Source organism: Actinoplanes sp. CA-030573, assembly GCF_050951115.1.
Taxonomy (GTDB): Bacteria; Actinomycetota; Actinomycetes; order Mycobacteriales; family Micromonosporaceae; genus Actinoplanes.
In genome coordinates, this window is the sequence record NZ_CP192038.1 from 8,115,994 (window position 1) to 8,133,048 (window position 17,055).

At 69.4% G+C, this 17,055-nt stretch carries 14 protein-coding genes; 4 read left to right on the top strand and 10 right to left on the bottom strand.

The window, feature by feature from the left end; all coding sequences use genetic code 11:
* Nucleotide 1 precedes the first annotated feature (1 nt).
* Entirely contained in the window at nucleotides 2-2,830 is a 2,829-nt protein-coding gene (locus ACQP2F_RS37395) for a trypsin-like peptidase domain-containing protein (protein WP_433296042.1), read from the top strand.
* A 15-nt stretch (nucleotides 2,831-2,845) separates the two neighbouring features.
* Here the strand turns inward: ACQP2F_RS37395 and dinB are convergent, their stop codons facing one another.
* The 3 genes from dinB to ACQP2F_RS37410 are packed head-to-tail and all read right to left on the bottom strand — an operon-like array spanning nucleotide 2,846 to nucleotide 6,020.
* Nucleotides 2,846-4,030 (bottom strand): DNA polymerase IV, encoded by a 1,185-nt coding sequence (gene dinB, locus ACQP2F_RS37400; RefSeq protein ID WP_433307745.1) that lies wholly within the window; start codon nucleotides 4,028-4,030, stop codon nucleotides 2,846-2,848.
* Between the two features lie 39 nt (nucleotides 4,031-4,069).
* Nucleotides 4,070-5,038 (bottom strand): helix-turn-helix domain-containing protein, encoded by a 969-nt coding sequence (locus ACQP2F_RS37405; RefSeq protein WP_433296044.1) that lies wholly within the window; start codon nucleotides 5,036-5,038, stop codon nucleotides 4,070-4,072.
* A gap of 13 nt (nucleotides 5,039-5,051) precedes the next feature.
* Entirely contained in the window at nucleotides 5,052-6,020 is a 969-nt protein-coding gene (locus ACQP2F_RS37410; RefSeq protein WP_433296046.1) for an AraC family transcriptional regulator, read from the bottom strand.
* 135 nt (nucleotides 6,021-6,155) lie between these two features.
* Here ACQP2F_RS37410 and ACQP2F_RS37415 point away from each other — a divergent pair, with 135 nt between their 5' ends.
* Nucleotides 6,156-6,377, top strand: coding sequence for a hypothetical protein (locus ACQP2F_RS37415; protein ID WP_433296048.1), 222 nt, complete (start codon nucleotides 6,156-6,158; stop codon nucleotides 6,375-6,377).
* A gap of 246 nt (nucleotides 6,378-6,623) precedes the next feature.
* Here the strand turns inward: ACQP2F_RS37415 and ACQP2F_RS37420 are convergent, their stop codons facing one another.
* Nucleotides 6,624-7,001, bottom strand: coding sequence for an STAS domain-containing protein (locus tag ACQP2F_RS37420; protein WP_433296050.1), 378 nt, complete (start codon nucleotides 6,999-7,001; stop codon nucleotides 6,624-6,626).
* A 447-nt stretch (nucleotides 7,002-7,448) separates the two neighbouring features.
* Here ACQP2F_RS37420 and ACQP2F_RS37425 point away from each other — a divergent pair, with 447 nt between their 5' ends.
* Both ACQP2F_RS37425 and ACQP2F_RS37430 read left to right on the top strand, forming a co-directional pair.
* Complete coding sequence (locus tag ACQP2F_RS37425) at nucleotides 7,449-9,389, top strand: S53 family peptidase (RefSeq protein ID WP_433296052.1); 1,941 nt, start codon at nucleotides 7,449-7,451, stop codon at nucleotides 9,387-9,389.
* Nucleotides 9,390-9,536: 147 nt separating this feature from the next.
* Nucleotides 9,537-9,917 (top strand): Hsp20/alpha crystallin family protein, encoded by a 381-nt coding sequence (locus ACQP2F_RS37430; protein WP_433296054.1) that lies wholly within the window; start codon nucleotides 9,537-9,539, stop codon nucleotides 9,915-9,917.
* Here ACQP2F_RS37430 and ACQP2F_RS37435 read toward each other — a convergent pair.
* From ACQP2F_RS37435 to ACQP2F_RS37460, 6 genes are all read right to left on the bottom strand, one after another.
* Entirely contained in the window at nucleotides 9,892-10,521 is a 630-nt protein-coding gene (locus ACQP2F_RS37435) for a carbohydrate-binding protein (protein WP_433296056.1), read from the bottom strand. The genes ACQP2F_RS37430 and ACQP2F_RS37435 overlap by 26 nt on opposite strands.
* A 1-nt stretch (nucleotide 10,522) precedes the next feature.
* The gene (locus ACQP2F_RS37440; RefSeq protein ID WP_433296058.1) at nucleotides 10,523-11,581 is read right to left on the bottom strand and encodes an ABC transporter ATP-binding protein; all 1,059 of its coding nucleotides are present in this window, start codon (nucleotides 11,579-11,581) and stop codon (nucleotides 10,523-10,525) included.
* Nucleotides 11,582-11,611: 30 nt separating this feature from the next.
* Nucleotides 11,612-12,700 (bottom strand): ABC transporter ATP-binding protein, encoded by a 1,089-nt coding sequence (locus ACQP2F_RS37445; protein ID WP_433296060.1) that lies wholly within the window; start codon nucleotides 12,698-12,700, stop codon nucleotides 11,612-11,614.
* Nucleotides 12,701-12,759: 59 nt separating this feature from the next.
* Nucleotides 12,760-13,737 (bottom strand): ABC transporter permease, encoded by a 978-nt coding sequence (locus ACQP2F_RS37450; protein WP_433296062.1) that lies wholly within the window; start codon nucleotides 13,735-13,737, stop codon nucleotides 12,760-12,762.
* A 142-nt stretch (nucleotides 13,738-13,879) separates the two neighbouring features.
* Nucleotides 13,880-15,622, bottom strand: coding sequence for an ABC transporter substrate-binding protein (locus ACQP2F_RS37455; RefSeq protein WP_433296064.1), 1,743 nt, complete (start codon nucleotides 15,620-15,622; stop codon nucleotides 13,880-13,882).
* Between the two features lie 32 nt (nucleotides 15,623-15,654).
* Nucleotides 15,655-16,677, bottom strand: a complete 1,023-nt coding sequence (locus ACQP2F_RS37460) for an ABC transporter permease (RefSeq protein ID WP_433296066.1) — start codon at nucleotides 16,675-16,677, stop codon at nucleotides 15,655-15,657.
* Between the last annotated feature and the right edge of the window lie 378 nt (nucleotides 16,678-17,055).

Genomic DNA, 17,055 nt, shown 5'->3' on the forward strand with positions numbered 1-17,055 from the left:
CGTGCGCGGTGAGGTCGTGCGCTCCGGCGTGCCGCTGAGCCGGGTCGTCGCCGTTCTGGCCGAGCTGGGCCAGGGCCGTGTCCAGATCGGATCCGGCTATCTCGTCCGCGATCGCCTGGTGATAACCGCCGAGCACTGCACGCGTGACAAGACCACTGGCGCCGCCGCGGTGTCGCTCGCGGTGGTGGGCGCGGCCGACGGCGTACGGGTGACGGCGACCGTGCACGCCGCCGCGGCCTCGGCCGATGTCGCCCTGCTCGAGCTGGCCGACCGGCCGATTCCGGATACGAGCGAGTCGCCGGCGTTCGCCCGGGTCGACCGCAGCCGCTCGGGCCAGCTTCTCGACTGCGTGGCGATCGGCTTTCCCGCCTGGCAGCTGGATCCGGTCGACGGCCAGCGCAGCACCACCGAGCTGCACGGGACGATCCGACTGACGGAGAGCGCCGACGCCAAGCACCTGCTGCTGCGCGATCAGCTGCTCGAGGGCGTGGCCTCGCGCGGCACGTCGCCGTGGGCGGGCATGTCCGGCGCCCTGGTCTTCTACCAGGGGCGTGGGATCGGCGTGGTGGTGCAGCACAATCCGGCACAGGGCAATTCCTCGGTACGCCTGGCCCCGTTCGACGTGCTGGCCGAGCGGGCCGACGCCGGCACCCGGGCGGTCGCCGATGCCCTGGGGCTGCCGGCCGCTGCCGCGATGACCTCCCTCTCCGGCCAGGCAGCCCTGTACGAGCGGCCGCAGTTCACCGTCGGCAGCCCGGAGACCGCATTGTTTCAGCTCCCGCCCGAGGGCACCGCGCTGGTCGGCCGGGAAGCCGAGCTGAGCCGTATCCGCGATCACCTCGTCGGGCACGACGCGGCCTGCGTGGTGCTCACCGGGATGGGGGGTGCCGGCAAGTCGGCCTTGGCTCTGCGGGCTGCACACTCGATGACCGACCGCTACCCGGATGGTCAGCTCTACATCGACATGCGCGGCGACGGCAGCGCTCCGCTCGCCGAAGAAGCCGCGCTCGCCTACCTTCTGCTCAGCCTAGGGCTGGCCGAGGAGGTGCTGAGCCGGTCCCTCGAACACATGGTGGCGCTCTACCGCTCGCGCACCGCCCGGATGCGGCTGCTGGTGGTTCTCGACAACGTCGCCGACGAGGAGCAGGTGCGACACCTGCGGCTCGCCGGCCCGCGAACGGCCACCCTCGTCACGGCCCGCCGTCCGGTGCTGACCCTCGGGAACGCACTCCAGCTGCAGGTTCCCCCGTTGCCGCCGGCGGCCTCCACTGCCCTGCTGACCGCATTCGTCGGCGATCGCGAGGACGTCGGGAAGATCGCGGCCATGGCCGGCGGCAACCCGCTCGCCCTATCCATCGTCGGCGCCCAGTGGCGCCGTCAAGCGCACCGGAGCGCGGACGACGTGTTCAACTCGCTGACCCGGACGGACAATCTGCTCGACAAGCTCTCGGTGGGCGACCGGGCGGTTCGCGCCAGCATCCGGTTCACCTATGACGGTTTGAGCCGAGCCGAGCAGGTCGCCTTCGAGCGACTCTGCCTCCCCTCCTGGCGGCAGCTCGCCGACATGTGGGTCTTCCCGCTGCTGGGCTATCAGAAGATGGACGACGCCACCGTGCTGCTGGACAACCTCGCCGAAGCGCAACTCCTGGAACCGATGGGCGGCGGCTATTACCGGATGCACGACCTCGTCCAGGGGTTCGGTCGCGAGTTGCTCGGCGAGCATCGCCGAGACCCTGCCTACGAGACGGCGTTGCGCGTGGCCATCGCCGAGTACGTCCAATGGCGGCACGGGACCGTGCAGGGGTGGCGCGACGTCGTGACACCGACCATCGCACAGGCGAAGGCCGAGCAGGGCGACCGAGTCATCCGGCTGGTCCGCGCGAACTTCGACATCGAGCGGTCCAACCTCGCCGGCGATCTCTTCCTGCTGAACCACGAGGGCCTGCACGGGATCACCACGATGCTGGCCGAGGCCGTCGTGGAGCTGATCAGCCGGGACCCGGACCCCCTCGAGCTGAGGCTCATCGGTCAGCTGGTGACCGCCGCCGCCACCATCACGAAGGATCCGGCCGCGACGGTCGAGGGGTTGCTCGCCCAACATCGCGCCCTCCATATGCTCGGCGAGAGCTTCGCGTCTGACCTGCTGGCCGAGGCGGAGGCTCTGGCCGAGAGCACCGACGACCGGAATCTCCGGGCGCGCGTACGCCTCGAGCAGTTCCGCCGGGGCCTGGAGTCGGGGATTCCGGTCGCCGAACCGACGGGCCTGGACGACGACTTACTGCCGTCGCTCCGGGTTCAGGTGCTCGACGCGCGGGCCATGTCCTGCGTGCTCGCCGACGACCTGGCGGAGGCCATAACGCACCTCACCACCGCGGCCCACATCGTGAACGAGAATCCGAGCGAATGCCCGGCGGTGCTGCACGCCGACCTCCAACTACATGCGGGTCGTCTGCTGTTCGAGGCGGGCGATCCCGACGAGTCGCTGGAGACCGTCTACGACGCCATGAACGCCTACGCGGAGCTGCATCACCGTGATGATTCGAGCATAGCCGGCCTCCAGCTGGCGCTCGCCCTCTCGGCCGCCGGCCGGCACGGCCAAGCGCTGACGTTCTTCGACCTCTGCGAGCCGTACTTCGCGCGCCGCGGCTACCTCGCCGCGCAGTCTCTGGCGCTCCGCGGAACAGTCGTCGCCAAGCGGGCACTCCGGCGGCGACGCGAGGCCAAAGCGGACGAGCGCCGGCTCCACGCGATAGGTGCGGCCGCCGCGGGCGGCTCCGAGGACGCCGTCCGGTCCTGCTGGACCGACCGCATCCTGAACACCGCCGTCTGACCGTCAGTAACGGGATCAGTCGGGGAGGATCGGCACCGACGGATTGAGGTCACGGCCGAGGGTGGCGGCCCGGGTCAGGAACTTCGAGCCGAAGCGGTCGCGCACCGCGTCCATCGCCACGTCCAGGCGGTCGTCGGTGAGCTCGTCGAAGAGCGACGGCTGCACGGCGCCGTCGCCCTCCAGGTTGCTCACGGCCACGCCGACCAGGGTCAGCCCACGCTCCTCGATCAGGGGACGGGCCTCGGCCAGCAGCTCGCGGGCGGTCTCGAGGATCGCCCGCGTCTGCATCGTCGCCTTCAACAGGCTGCGCGAGCGGGTGGCGCGGCCGAAGTCGTCGAAGCGCAGGCGCAGCGTGACGGTGCGGCCGGCCCGGGCGGCGCCTCGCATGCGGCGGGTCACCCGGTCGACCAGCGCCGCGAGCGTCGCGTCGATCTCGTGGAACGGCCGGGGCCGGCGGCCCAGCGCGCACTGCGAGCCGATCGAGCCGCGGCGGTGCCCCACCCGTACGCGCCGGGGGTCGCGGTTGTGCGCGAGGTTGTGCAGATGCCGGCCGTGGTGGGCGCCGAGCAGCGCGACCAGCGCCGCTTCGCCGACCTTGGCCACGTGCCCGACCGTGGTGATCTGATGCTTGCGCAGCTTGCCCGAGGTGACCGGGCCGACGCCCCACAGCCGCTCGATCGGCAGCGGATGCAGGAACTCCAGCTCGCGGCCGGGCGGCACCTCGAGCAGGCCGTCGGGCTTGCCGACCCCGCTCGCGACCTTGGCGAGGAACTTGGTGCCGGCGATGCCGACCGTGATCGGCAGGCCGGCCCGCTCGCGCACGTCGGCCCGCAGCTTCTCGGCGATCTGCCGGGCCGGACCGCGGATCTTGTAGAGCCCGGTGACGTCGAGGAACGCTTCGTCGATCGAGATGCCCTCGACGATCGGGGTCGTGTCCCGGAAGATCTCGAAAACCTTCTTGCTGGCTTCCGCGTACGCCTTCATGCGCGGCGGGACCACGACGGCGCGCGGACAGAGCGCCCGGGCCTGGGTCAGTCCCATCGGGGTGCGGACGCCGGCCGCCTTGGCCTCGTAGCTCGCCGCCAGCACCACGCCCATGCCGACCAGCACCGGCCGGCCACGCAGCGCCGGGTCGTCCCGCTGCTCGACCGACGCGTAGAACGCGTCCAGGTCGGCATGCAGGATCGTCACGCAGAGCAGTTTAGAACAAGTGTGCGACTAACTGGGGTCTCTATGGGGTCAGTCGCGCAGAGTTTGGGAGGGGGTGGTGCCGTAGGTCTGGTGGTAGCTGGCGGTGAAGCGGCTGTGGTTGGGAAATCCCCACCGGCTGGCGACGGCGAAGACGGTGGTTGTGGTGGGGTCGGCGGCCTGCAGGTCGCGGTGGGCGTGGTGGAGGCGGACCCGGCGCAGGTGGGCGGTGGGGGTGGTGTCGAGGTGGCGGCGGAAGGCGACCTGGATGGTGCGGATGGTGACGTGGGCGGCGGCGGCGATGTCGGCGGCGCTGATGTCGCGGTGGGCGTTGTCGTCGATGAAGGCGATGGCGCGGCGCAGGCAGTCGGGGTGGGCGTCGTGGCGGTCCTCGATGGTCGGGTCGGTCAGCGCGGTGTTGGCGAAGGTGGTCAGGGTGACCGCGGCGAGAAGTCGCGCGGCGGCGCCGAGCACGAGCGGGGTGGCGGCTTCGGGGTTGTGCACGGTGTGGGCGATGTAGCAGTAGGTGTCCCACCAGTGCGCGGCGGCCGCGGGTGTGGTCGGGTCGAGGCTGGTGAAGCGCAGCGGTGCGGGTCGGCGGCCGGGGGCGGTGGCCGCGACGCGGGCCAGCAGGCCGGGGTCGAGGGCGGCGGAGTGGAGTTCGCTGGGTAGCCACCGCACCGTGTAGGGCTGGTCGGGGTCGGTAGCGATGTACAGGTCCCCGGGGCCGTAGCGCTGCTCGACGCCGCCACATGTGCGCTGCATGCGGCCGGTGGCCATTCGGTTGATCGCGACGGTGTGCAGCGGTGCGGCGCGGATGTCCAGGATGGCGGCGGTCTGTTCGAGGGTGTCGAGGGTGAATGCTCCGGCGTCGGTGCGGTCGTAACGCAGCCGGGGCCGGTCGGTGTCGCTGCGCAGGCGCATGCTCGTGTATGCGTTACTGAGGAACTGTTCGATCGCATCCGCGCCGGTGAGCATGTGCGTGCTGGTCTGCAGGGCGGCCTGATCGGTTGTGGTCATGGGGTGCCTCCTGTCAGGTGCGCAGGGTGTGGCTGGGTGGCCGGCCGTAGGCGGTGCGGTAGGCGGCGGTGAACCGGCTGTGGTCGGCAAAGCCCCAGCGGCGGGCGATACCGGCGACGGTGGCGCCGGTGGTGGGGTCGGCGGTTTGCAGGTCGCGGTGGGCGTGTTCGAGGCGAACCTTCCGCAGATAGCCGATGGGGGTGGTGTCGTAGTGGCGGCGGAATCCGGCTTGCAGGGCGCGGGGGCTGAGCCCGGCGGCGGTGGCTATCTGGTCGAGAGTGATCGTTTCGGCGACATGGGCGTCGATGTAGGCGACGGCGCGGCGGATCGCGGCCGGGGCGATCCGGCCGGGTCCGGGGGTGTAGCCGAGGGTCATGGTGGTGTTCGGGAACGCGCTGAGCGCGGCGGTGGCGGTGGTGTCGATGACGGCGTCGAGCAGCAGCGCGGGGATGGCCGTCTGGTCCGAGCCGGACAGTAGCCGGGTCAGGTAGGCGACGGTGGCCAGCCACTGCCGGTTCCCGGCTGGTGTGGTGGCGGTCATCGCCTCGAACCGGAAATCCGCCTCCGCCACGCCGGCCCGGGCCGCGAGGCGGGTCACCGTTGACAGGGGGAGGTGCAACACCTGGTGAGTCATCCGGTCCATCACCACCTCCAGACCGACGTCGGGCGGGTACAGCAGCGCCTCGCCTCGTCCGGCCCGCGCGTGTTGCCGGCCGGCGGTCACCTCGAATCGGCCGTCGAGGACGCTGACCACCAGCAGCGACGCGAACGGCTGCGTTCCCATCGCCAGACACGCCTGATAGGTGAGCTGATCCACGGTCAATGGGCCGGCGACGGCCGACACGGAGCGGAACACGAACCCATCGGCACTGCCCATCACCCGGGTGCGGTGCTCGACGTACCGCTGGCTCATCAGCTCCTGGACCTCGTCCAGATCGCGTGAGTGCATCGCGCCGCGCGCGACCGGTACCGCTGTCACCACGACCGTCCTCCGTCATGCGCCCTCGGCAGGTCCGGCGCCGTCGGCTTGCGCGAATTCCGTCACGGCTGCCCCGGATAACGATGCCTCAAACTGGCCGGTGTTGACGTCGCATCACCCAGGCGTGTGCATGAAGTGGTGGAAGACGGTAACGGCCAGTCCCCGCTCCTCGAGCGAGCCCATGCTCTGCGCGCCTACGCCGCGCGGGCCCGTGACCGCGCCGACCAGTGCGCCGCTACCGCCGGGCAACTGTCCAAGCGGGCCGGCACCGCGCGGCGCCACGCCGACCTTGCCCGCGACCGCGCCGCTCACCTGCACGCCCACCAACTGAGCCGCCGTACGGTCACCGATTTCGCCTAGCGCACAGAACATCACCGGGGGCCACCGTGCGAGCCATAGCGGCTGCCGGTGATCTCGCCACGAGCGCCCGCGAAGGTCGCACGGCCCTGCCTCGCTCGCCGAACCCGCCGCGACATCAGCCGCTCTGATCGAGCACGCCCGGGCCATCCACACCGGCACCCGCCGGATCATCGCCGCGCTCAACCACTGATCGGTGACCCTCACCGACCGGGGTTCGGTCGTCGGCCCATGCCACGGCAGGTCCGGTCAAAGAGGCCGGCCGGCGAACGTCACGGCGTGCGGGACACCGGTGATGGCGAGAACGCGCGCCACCATACCGGCGGCATTCTCCAAGCGCACGGTTGCGCCGGCGCTGGCGGCGAGATCACCGGCGGCCATCAAGGCCTTCACGGTGGCGGCGTCGATGAAGGTGACCTCGGCCAGGTCGAGGATGATCCTGGTGTGGCCGGTGACGATCGCCTCGGTGACCACGGCGGGGACGAGGTCGCAGTTGTCGTGGTCGAACTCGCCGCGCGCGCGGAGCCGGGCCGTCTCCGGGAGATCGGTGCCGGCGATGCGGATGCTCCCGGGCGGCTGGGCGAATGCGGCCACCCAGTCGCCGCCGATGCCGCTTTTGTCATCCATGGCTACTCCCACCGCTTGGCGTCCGGCCATGACGGCGCACATGGTGATAGACCAGATCTGTCCTTCCATCCTGGTCCCGATGGGCCGGAGGCACTACTACGAATTGCGACGTCGAGGCGACTTTCTGTGCGCTGCGCGAAGTGGGTCACCGTATCGTGCGAGCTAGCCGTGAGGAAGACTCAAGTCGCCGACGGCCCGCCAGGCAGCGGGCCGACCCTGCGGTTCACCGACCACGGGCCGGTACCCGCACGCCCTCGCAAACCCTCCGCAGCCGACCCGACGCATGCCGCGTGAGCTGCGAAGACATTCATCAAGACAACAGCAATTGATCTAAGTTTTTGCACTCAAGATATTGACCAAGAGTCAGCACTACGAGTTATGTGGGGAGGTCCATCCACTAATTCACTGGCCACTCAGTGTGGAGGCGAAGTGATCAGAAGTTCGACCGTGAGGTCGCGGCTGGCGCTGGCTGTCGCATTCGGCACCGCCGCTGCCTCGGTCCTCGGGGCCGGCCCGGCCACCGCCGCGGCCCGTCCCGGACGGCACGTCCTCTCCGGCAGTCAACCACGGTGGCTGACCCGGGCACGGGCCACCGGCGGCGCACCGGCCGCCGCCGACCAGATCCCGTTCGGCGTGCTGCTCAAGCTGCGCGACGGCGCGTCGGCCGAGGCGACCCTGGCCTCGATCTCCGACCCGTCCAGCGCGTCCTACGGCAAATGGCTCAGCACGAGCCAGTTCAAGTCGCGGTTCGCGCCGGCGGCCGCCGACGTCGACGCGGTCCGGTCCTGGCTCAAGGGCCAGGGCTTCGGGCTGCGGAGCACCCTCGGCGGGATGTACGTCGAGGCGTCCGGCACCACCGCGCAGATCGACAAGGTCTTCGGCACCACGCTGAAGAACTACTCGTATCAGGGCAAGACGGTGCACGCGAACAGCACCGCGCTGTCCCTGCCGGAGAACACCCCGGCCGCCGTGCTGGGCGTCGTCTCCGGCGTCCTCGGCCTCGACCAGGGCCAGGCCCTCAAGACCCCGGCCGACACCCTGCCGGGCCCGGACACCGGCTCCCGCCCGGGCACGCCGTCGTCGCGGTACTACGGCGAGAAGCTGGCGACCGCGCAGCCGGCCGTGAACGGCAAGAAGCAGCCGTACGTGGTGCGCGGGTACGAGCCGAAGCAGTACCAGTCGGCGTACGGCGTCAGCGACCTGATCAAGCACGGCATCAACGGGCGCGGCGTGACCGTGGCCGTGACCGACGCGTTCGCCTCGCCGACGATCGTGCAGGACACCCGGACCTACAACCGGCTGCACGGCCTCCCGGCGTTCGGGCGTCACCAGTTCACGCAGATCACCCCGCCCGCCGACGGCTACGACCTGATCGACGAGTGCGGCGGCGCCGGCTGGTACGGCGAGGAGACGCTGGACATCGAGGCCGTGCATTCCATGGCCCCGGGCGCGAACATCGTCTACGTGGGCGGCGCGGACTGCTCGACCGGTCTCGACGAGGCGTGGGCGACCACGATCGACAACCACGTGGCCGACATCGTCACGAACTCGTGGGGCACCGGCACCGACAAGGTGGCCGACCTGGGTCAGGAGTACATCGACTTCTACCAGCAGTTCTCCCTCGAGGCGGCGCTGACCGGCATCACGGTCGACTTCTCCAGCGGCGACGCCGGAGACGAGACCCAGGGCGGCACCCACCCCGAGCTGAAGACGGTCGACTTCCCGGCCGACCTGCCGTACGTGACCGGGGTCGGCGGCACCAGCGTCGGCATCGACAAGCACGGCAAGCGGGTGTGGGAGTACGGCTGGCAGAACGCGTACTCCAAGCTCTCCGCCGACGGCAAGTCGTGGGGCGCCCCGGTCTACTCCTCCGGTGGTGGCGGCGGCACGAGCATCCTGTTCGGACAGCCGTTCTACCAGCGGGGCGTGGTGCCGGACGCGATCGCGAAGTACTTCGGCGCGACGCGCATGCGCACCGTGCCGGACATCTCGATGCCGGGCGACCCCAACACCGGCTTCCGGGTCGGCCAGACCCAGGAGTTCCCGGACGGGACGTACTACGACGAGTACCGCATCGGCGGCACGAGCCTGGCGTCCCCGCTGCTGGCCGGCCTGCAGGCCGTACAGAGCCAGAAGCAGCACCACCCGGTCGGGTTCGCCAACCCGGCGTACTACCGGGCGATCAACACCAAGAAGATCACCGACATCGTGGCGCCGAAGAAGCCGGTCAACCAGGTGCGGGCGAACTTCGCGAACAGCCTGGACGCCTCGGACGGCCGCACGTACCAGCTGCAGTGGGTCGACGTGCAGTCGACGACGATCCACAGCACGCGGGGCTATGACGCCGAGACCGGCGTCGGCGTCCCCGGTCCGAACTTCCTGAGGTAACGACCGCGTTCGCAGGGACTGTGGGGCGGGCCATGATGGCCCGCCCCACGGTCATGTCGAGGGAATTCCCCAGCGAGAATCTCCGTTGGAGACGAGGTTGAGCCACCCATGCTCAACCTGCGAAAGCTGTAGCTGGAGGAACCACCCATGTTGCTCGGTAGCGCCACCACGCGCGACCTCGACCGGCTCACGGCCCGCGTCTTCGACTCCGCGAACCGGACCTCCGGTGCACGCTTCGACGCGTACCGGATCGACGACACCTTCCACATCGACATCGACCTGCCCGGCATCGACCCGGCCGGCATCGACATCTCGGCCGACGACGAGTCCCTGACCGTCCGCTGCGAACGCCGGCGCGTCGAGGGCGAACGCTGCGAGGGCGAGCGCCAGGTCTCCCTCGCCGACGCGCTCGACACCGACGACGCGCTGGACACCGATCGCCTCGACGCCCGCTACGAGAGCGGCGTGCTGACGGTGCGCATTCCCGTGCGGGAGAAAGCGCTCAGTGCCCGAACTGCAGCCAGTTGACGTTGACGAACTCGCCGTCGCCGTCGTTCGCGAACGTCAGGAAGACCGTGTGCACGCCGGTGACCGGCGTGAGGGTCACCTCGTCGGTGCGCCAGGACTGCCAGCCGCCGGTCCGGGTGACCCGCATCGTGCCGACCGGAGGGGCGTCGGGCGCGTCCAGGCGTACGTCCATCCGGCCTTGGTCCGCGTCGGAAGCGACCCGCACGTCGAGCTTGGTCGCCGGCACCGCGCCGAAGTCGATGTTGTCGAAGCGCAGCGAGTCGCCGTTGGCGATCCAGCCGACGTTCTTGCCGCCGCCCTCGTCCTCGGTGTCCTGCGACTGAATGCCGTTGAGGGCGGCGGCATCCTCGGCCTGCAGCGTCGGGTAGACCGTCGGCGACGGCGGCGGGGTGGTCGGCGCGGCCGAGGGTGAGGCCGGCGGCGCGGAGGCCACCGGCGCCGACGCGGCCACGGCCGCCGCGGCCGGCGCCGGCGTGTCCTGCCACCGCCCGATCAGGTAGCCGAGCAGCACCAGGCCCACCGCGGCGAGGCCGACGAGCACCCGCTGCCGCGTGCGGTAGGCGCGGGTGCGATAGACGGACGGGGACGGCGGCGGAGCGACCAAATCAGACCGTCTCCGCGACGATCGACTCCACCGGCGGTTCGGCGAAGTGGCAGGCCACCTCCTGCTGCGGGGCCTTCTCCTCGAGCGCCGGGTCGTTGGTGGCGCAGATGTCCTGCGCCTTCCAGCAGCGGGTGCGGAAGCGGCAGCCGGACGGCGGGTCGACCGGGCTGGGCACGTCGCCGACCAGGCGGATGCGCTGCTTCGGCGGCACGCCGCGGACCACGGCGATGTCCGGCACGGCGGAGAGCAGGGCCTGGGTGTACGGGTGCTGCGGCTTCTCGTAGAGCACGTCGCGAGGCGCCTCCTCGACCACGCGGCCCAGATACATCACCGCGACCCGGTCGCAGAAGTGCCGCACCACGCCGAGGTCGTGCGCGATGAACACGAACGCGATGCCGAGCTCCTTGCGCAGGTTCTCCAGCAGGTTCATGACCTGGGCCTGGATCGACACGTCGAGCGCCGAGACCGGCTCGTCGGCCACGATGATCTTCGGCCGGGCGGCGAGCGCGCGGGCGATGCCGATGCGCTGCCGCTGGCCGCCGGAGAACTCGTGCGGGTAGCGGTTGTAGTGCTCGGGGTTGAGGCCCACGACCTCGAGCAGCTCCTGCACCCGCTTGAGCTCGCCGCTCTTGGGCACCATGCCGTGCGTGCGCAGCGCGGTGCCGACGATCGTGCCGACCGTGTGCCGCGGGTTCAGCGACGAGTACGGGTCCTGGAAGATCAGCTGGATCTCGCGGCGGTACGGGCGCAGCTGCCGCTCGGACATGTGCGCGATGTCGACGCCCTGGTAGCGGATCTGGCCGGCGGTCGGCTCGAGCAGCCGGGTGATCAGCCGGGCGGTCGTGGACTTGCCACAGCCGGACTCCCCGACCAGGCCCAGCGTCTCGCCGGGCTGCACGGTCAGGCTGACCCCGTCCACGGCCTGCACCCACTTGGTGCCGCGGGCCAGGAGGCCGTCGCCCTTCGTCCGGAAGTGCATCTTGACGTCGTCGAGCTGGAGGAGGGGGGCACCCTCCACCACGCGGACGCCGGACTTGGCGGTGGTGGTAGCAGCGGTCATCGTCGCCATCTCTCGGGTAACAACAGCCTCTTACGGCAGCCGGGGCAGGACTTCGGTCTCGAACACCTTGTCGGGTTCCTTCAGGTGGCACCGGGAGGTGCGTCCCAGGTCCGCGGTCCGCGGGATCAGTTCGGGCTTGAGGGTCCGGCACAGGTCGCCGCCCACCCGCTCCCGGAACTCGCACCGGGGGTGGAAGGCGCAGCCGCTGGGCACGGCCAGCAGGCTCGGCGGGGAGCCGGGAATCGGGTGCAGCGGGCCCGGCGTGCCGGACACGGCCGGGATGCTCTCCAGCAGGCCCCAGCTGTACGGGTGCAGGGGCGTCCCGAGGATCTTGTCGACCGGCCCGTGCTCGACCGCGTTGCCGGCGTACATCACCAGGATGTCGTCGGCGATCTCGGCCACCACCCCGAGGTCGTGGGTGATGAACACGACCGCCGAGCCGAAGTCGCGCTGGAGGTCGGCGATCAGGTCGAGGATCTGCGCCTGCACGGTCACGTCGAGGGCCGTGGTCGGCTCGTCGGCGATCAGCAGCTTCGGGTCGTTCACCAGAGCCATGGCGATCATCGCGCGCTGCCGCATGCCACCCGAGAACTCGTGCGGGTACTGGTCGACGCGGCGCTTGGGGTTCGGGATGCCGACCCGGCCGAGCATCTCGACCGCCCGCGCCTTGGCGACCCGCTTCGACACGTCGTGGTGCGCCCGGTACGACTCGGTGATCTGGTCGCCGATGGTGAAGAACGGGTGCAGCGAGGACTGCGGGTCCTGGAAGATCATCGCGGCGTCGGCGCCGCGGAAGCTCATCAGGTCCTTCTCCGACATGCCGACGACCTCTTTGCCGCCGACCTTGATCGACCCGGAGATCCAGGTCGACTTCCGGTCGTGCAGGCCCATGATCGCCATGCTCGAGACGCTCTTGCCGGAGCCGGACTCGCCGACGATCGCCAGCGTGCGCCGCAGCGGCAGCGAGTAGGTCAGGCCCTGCACGGCGTTGACCTTGCCGTCCGCCGTGGGGAACTGGACGTGCAGGTCGCTGACCTCGAGGTAGGCCTCGTCGTTCGCGCTGCGCTCGCGGGCGGTGCGGGTGACGGTCTGCGGGGCCCGGACGGGTGAGTCGGTCATGTTGCCGCCTTGCGAGGCTGATGGGGGCGGGACTGATGGGGTGCCGGCGCCGGTCTCGCTCATCCGAGCCGCACCCGGGGGTCGAGGACGGTGTAGAAGATGTCGACCACCAGGTTCATGGTGACCAGCACCGTGGCGCCGACGACGACACCGCCCATCAGCACCGGCAGGTCGTACTGGTTGAACGCGTTGAGCAGGCGCAGGCCGAGGCCCGGCAGCTGGAAGATGCGCTCGGTGAAGATCGTGTTGACCAGCTGGAACGCGACGTCGACGCCGAAGATCGTGATGACCGGGGTCATGGCCGCGCGCAGGCCGTGCCGGTAGACCACCCGTCGCTCCGAGATGCCCTTCGACCGGGCGGTCCGGGTGAAGTCCTGGCCGAGCGCCTCGATCATGGAGGCGCGCGAGTACCGCGTGTAGGACGCGGAGTTCGTGAGGCCCAGACAGAGCCAGGCGGCGAGCAGGCCGGCGGCCCATTCGGCCGGATTGTCGAAGAACGGCACGTACTGCGACTTCGGCAGGAACGTCGCGTACAGCGCGATGATCAGGGCGACCACGAAGTACGGGACCGAGCCCAGCACCAGTGAGCCGCCGACCGATATCCGGTCGAGGGTCGTTCCCCGCAGCCGCGCCGCGGTCGTGCCGATCAGGACGCCGAACAGCAGGTAGATGGTCGCGCCGCCGATGACGATCGACAGGGTCACCGGGACCGCCTTGGCCAGCAGGTCGGTGACGGGGACGCCGAGCACGTACGAGTAGCCGAGGCAGGGTGCGTCGCAGTGGCGCGTCACGCCGCCGGTGGTGTACTCCCGGCCGACCACGATGCCCTTGAAGTAGAGCGCGATCTGCTCGATCGGCGGCTGGTCGAGGTCGAGGCTCTTGGTGATGTTGTCGAGCCGCTCGGGCGTGCAGCGCGGGCCGCAGATCACGCCGGCGGGATCGGTCGGCGCCAGGAAGAACAGCATGAAGCTGGCCACCACTGTGACTATCACGACCGAGATCGCGCTGATCACGCGTCGCAGGATGTACAGCAGCACGACGAGCACCTCTGAAGATAGAAGACCGTTTGAACAGGAGATCGCTGAGCGGGCGCCGAGAACCGGGCGATTACCGGGTGACTCGGTGGACCGGTGGCCCGGCCGCCGGAGCGGCCGGGCCACCGGGAAGATCTGACCGAGGTCAGCTCTTCAGGTAGAGCTCCGGGAAGAACGGCATGCCCATGGTCGCGTCGCCGACGGCGCCGCCCACGTTCGTGCCCTGGATGACGGCCATCTTGGTGTAGTACCAAGGCAGCGCGACGTACTGGCCCATGATCTCCTGGTCGAGCGGGGCCCACTTGCTGGTCGCCTGGTCGGTCGGCAGCTGGGCGACGTCCTCGATCTTCTTGTCGAGGGCGGCGTCCTGCAGGAAGCCCCAGCTGATGCCGTCGGCGATCGACCGGGACTCGAAGAGCACCGGCAGCCACGACGAGCCGGTCGGCCAGTCGGAGCACCAACCGCGCGGACCCTGCGCCAGGTTGACCGGGGCGCTGTAGTCCGAGATCTTGGCGCGCAGGTCGGCCGTGGCCACACCGATCGCCTTGACCTTGAAGCCGGCCTTGGTGAGGGCGTCGGCGCGGATGTTCGAGATCTGCTGCGGCAGCGGCTTGGTGTTGTCGTAGTACCAGCTGACCTCGAAGCCGAGCTTGCCGGCGTCGGTGAGCAGCTTCTTGGCGCCCTCGGGGTCACCCGCGCCGGTGCCGGTCAGGTCCGGGTACGGCGTGTACTTGGTGTAGCCCGGAACACCCGGCGGAAGGAACGTGCTGGCGGCCTCGGCGGTGTAGTCGTTGTTGCCGTTCGCCTTCGAGATCGCGTCCCACGGCATCGCCTTGGCGATCGCCTTACGGACGTTGATGTCCGTGATCTTGCGGGTGTCGATGTTCAGCACGTAGAGGCAGGGGCTCTCACCCTTGATCAGCTGGTTGGCCTTGTCGCCGGTCAGCTGCGGGATCAGCGAGGCGTCGATCTCCTCGTACTGGATCGCGTTGGCGTCGTCACCCGAGGAGTTGAGGACCTTCTGCTGGGTGGAGACGATCTCGCCGCCCCACTTGAAGCTCCACGCGTCCGCGTACTGGTGCCGCACCGGGTCGGTGTTGGGGTCCCAGTTCGGGTTCTTCTTCAGGGTCAGCGAGGTGCCCGCGACGTACTGGTCGAACATGTACGGACCGGTCGACAGCGGGTGGTTCTTGTAGTCCTGCTTCGTGTCCTTCGCCTTGGGAATCGGCGTGAACATCGGGAAGGTCATGTAGAACGGCAGGTCCGCGAACGGCTTCGCGAGGTGGATGATCAGGGTGTCGGTGCCCTGGGTCTCCACGCCGGCGTAGGTGTCGCCGTCCTTGTACGGGCCCTTGTACTTGTCGCCGTCCTTGAAGTAGCTCAGCTGGTAGGCCGGGCCGTTCGGGAAGACGTCGTGGGCGAACGAACGCTTGATCGCGTACGCCATGTCCTCGACCTTGACCGGCGTGCCGTCCTCGTACTTGTACTGGCCGGTCAACTTGAACGTCCAGGTCAGCTTGTCCGCCGAGACCGTACCGAGGTCGGTCAGGTCGGGGACGAGCACGGGCTGGCCGTTGCGGACCGCGTACTGCGTCGGGGTACGGAACGTCAGCTTCTCGATCTCGTTCGAGTCGGTGTAGTACGTGTCCGTGGGGTCGAGCGTCGACGGGGTCGACTGGGCGTAGATGTTGATCGTGCCGCCCTTGTGCACGCCGGCCGGCTCGGGAGCCGGGCCCTTGGCGTTCGGGTCCGTCGCTGCCTGCTGAGCCTTGATCGCGCCGGTGTCGGCCTTGCCCGAATCATTCTTGGACGACGGGCTGCCACAGCCCGCAAGCCCAAGGGCCACGGCGGCTGTCGCCGCCACGGCCACCTTGAAGCGCCTTGCCATTTCTCCTCTTTCTTTACAGGGCGTCGACGGGGTCACCGTCGGGTGCGGGGATCGAAAGCGTCTCGGATGGAGTCACCGAGGAGGCTCAGCGCCAGCACCAGGATGCTGATCGCCAGGACGGGCAGCCACAGGTAGAGCGGGTCGGCCCGGTAGTAGGTCGTCGCGTAGGCGATCGTGAGCCCCCACGACGGGGTCGGCTCGACCAGACCCACGCCGAGGAAGGTCAGACCCGCCTCGGCGACGATGTAGGTCGGCAGAGCCAGCGAGGTGGAGATGATGATCGGCGCCACCAGGTTCGGCAGCAACTCCTTGAACAAGACCTTGCGGGTGGGCACGCCCAGCACCTTGGCGGCGGCGATGAACTCGCGCTCGCGCAGCGACAGGACCTCACCGCGGATGAGCCGGGCGAGGCTGGCCCAGCCGAAGAACGAGAGCACCAGGATCAGCGAGGCGAACCGCGCCTTCGTCACGTCGGACGTGCCCGCCGTGGTGGCGTCGCCGACGAAGATCGTCAGGAGCACCGCCGGCACCGCGATGGCGAACAGCAGGTAGGGCAGCGACAGGACGAAGTCGATGATCCAGGAGATGACCCGGTCGACCCAGCCGCCGATGAAGCCGGCGAGCAGACCCATCACGACGCCGACGACGCCGGTGATCAGGGTGACCGAGATCGCTACGATGAGTGACGGCCGGGCGCCGTAGACGAAGCGCGCGAACAGGTCGCGGCCGAGCCGGGGCTCGATGCCGAACCAATGGTCGGACGTGAACGAGATCGTCGGCAGGCCGTACTGGTCGAGCAGATCCTGGTGCAGCGTGGTCGTGTCCTGGCCCTCGAGCTTGGCCAGGAGCGGCGCGAAGACCGCGATCGCCACGAAGAACAGGAAGATGCCCAGGCAGATCATCGCCAGGCGGTCTTTGCGCAGGCGGGCCAGGGCGATCTGGGTCGGCGACTTGTGCCGGGTCTCGACCTTCTTGCCCTCACCGGGGGGCGCGACCATCGTGCCGAGCGGGATGCCCTCGCGGTCATGGGCCGCCTCTTCGATCAGCGGTTCCACGCTCAATCACCTCCATCGAACGACACACCCTCACATGCGCCGTGCGCGAGAGGTATTCGGATGCTGCGGTTGGGAAGGTAGTCCGGAATCTGGCCGTAGGAAATGAGTTGACGCATCGAATGAATAACGGCCCGCTGAAAGCCGCCGTCCGACGGCGTCACATCCGGTGCACCCCTTGCAGGGCACGAACTGGACCTTGACGGATGAAAACGCCCATCTCGACGATCAAGAGTGTGCCATATGTCCGAAATAACAACCCAAAGGGCAATCGTACTGTTGCGCAAAGTTATCGAAGACACGTTCCGGGGTTCGCGCCCCGGTGTTTCGTCGCCGTTTCGCCGTCATGTCGATCTTGAGTGACCCCCACCGTCGGATCCT

Coding starts and splice junctions, on each gene's coding strand:
- ACQP2F_RS37405 (WP_433296044.1), bottom strand. CDS start 5,038: ATGACCACAACCGATCAGGCCGCCCTGCAGACCAGCACGCACATGCTC.
- ACQP2F_RS37420 (WP_433296050.1), bottom strand. CDS start 7,001: ATGGATGACAAAAGCGGCATCGGCGGCGACTGGGTGGCCGCATTCGCC.
- ACQP2F_RS37430 (WP_433296054.1), top strand. CDS start 9,537: ATGTTGCTCGGTAGCGCCACCACGCGCGACCTCGACCGGCTCACGGCC.
- ACQP2F_RS37440 (WP_433296058.1), bottom strand. CDS start 11,581: ATGACCGCTGCTACCACCACCGCCAAGTCCGGCGTCCGCGTGGTGGAG.
- ACQP2F_RS37445 (WP_433296060.1), bottom strand. CDS start 12,700: ATGACCGACTCACCCGTCCGGGCCCCGCAGACCGTCACCCGCACCGCC.
- ACQP2F_RS37455 (WP_433296064.1), bottom strand. CDS start 15,622: ATGGCAAGGCGCTTCAAGGTGGCCGTGGCGGCGACAGCCGCCGTGGCC.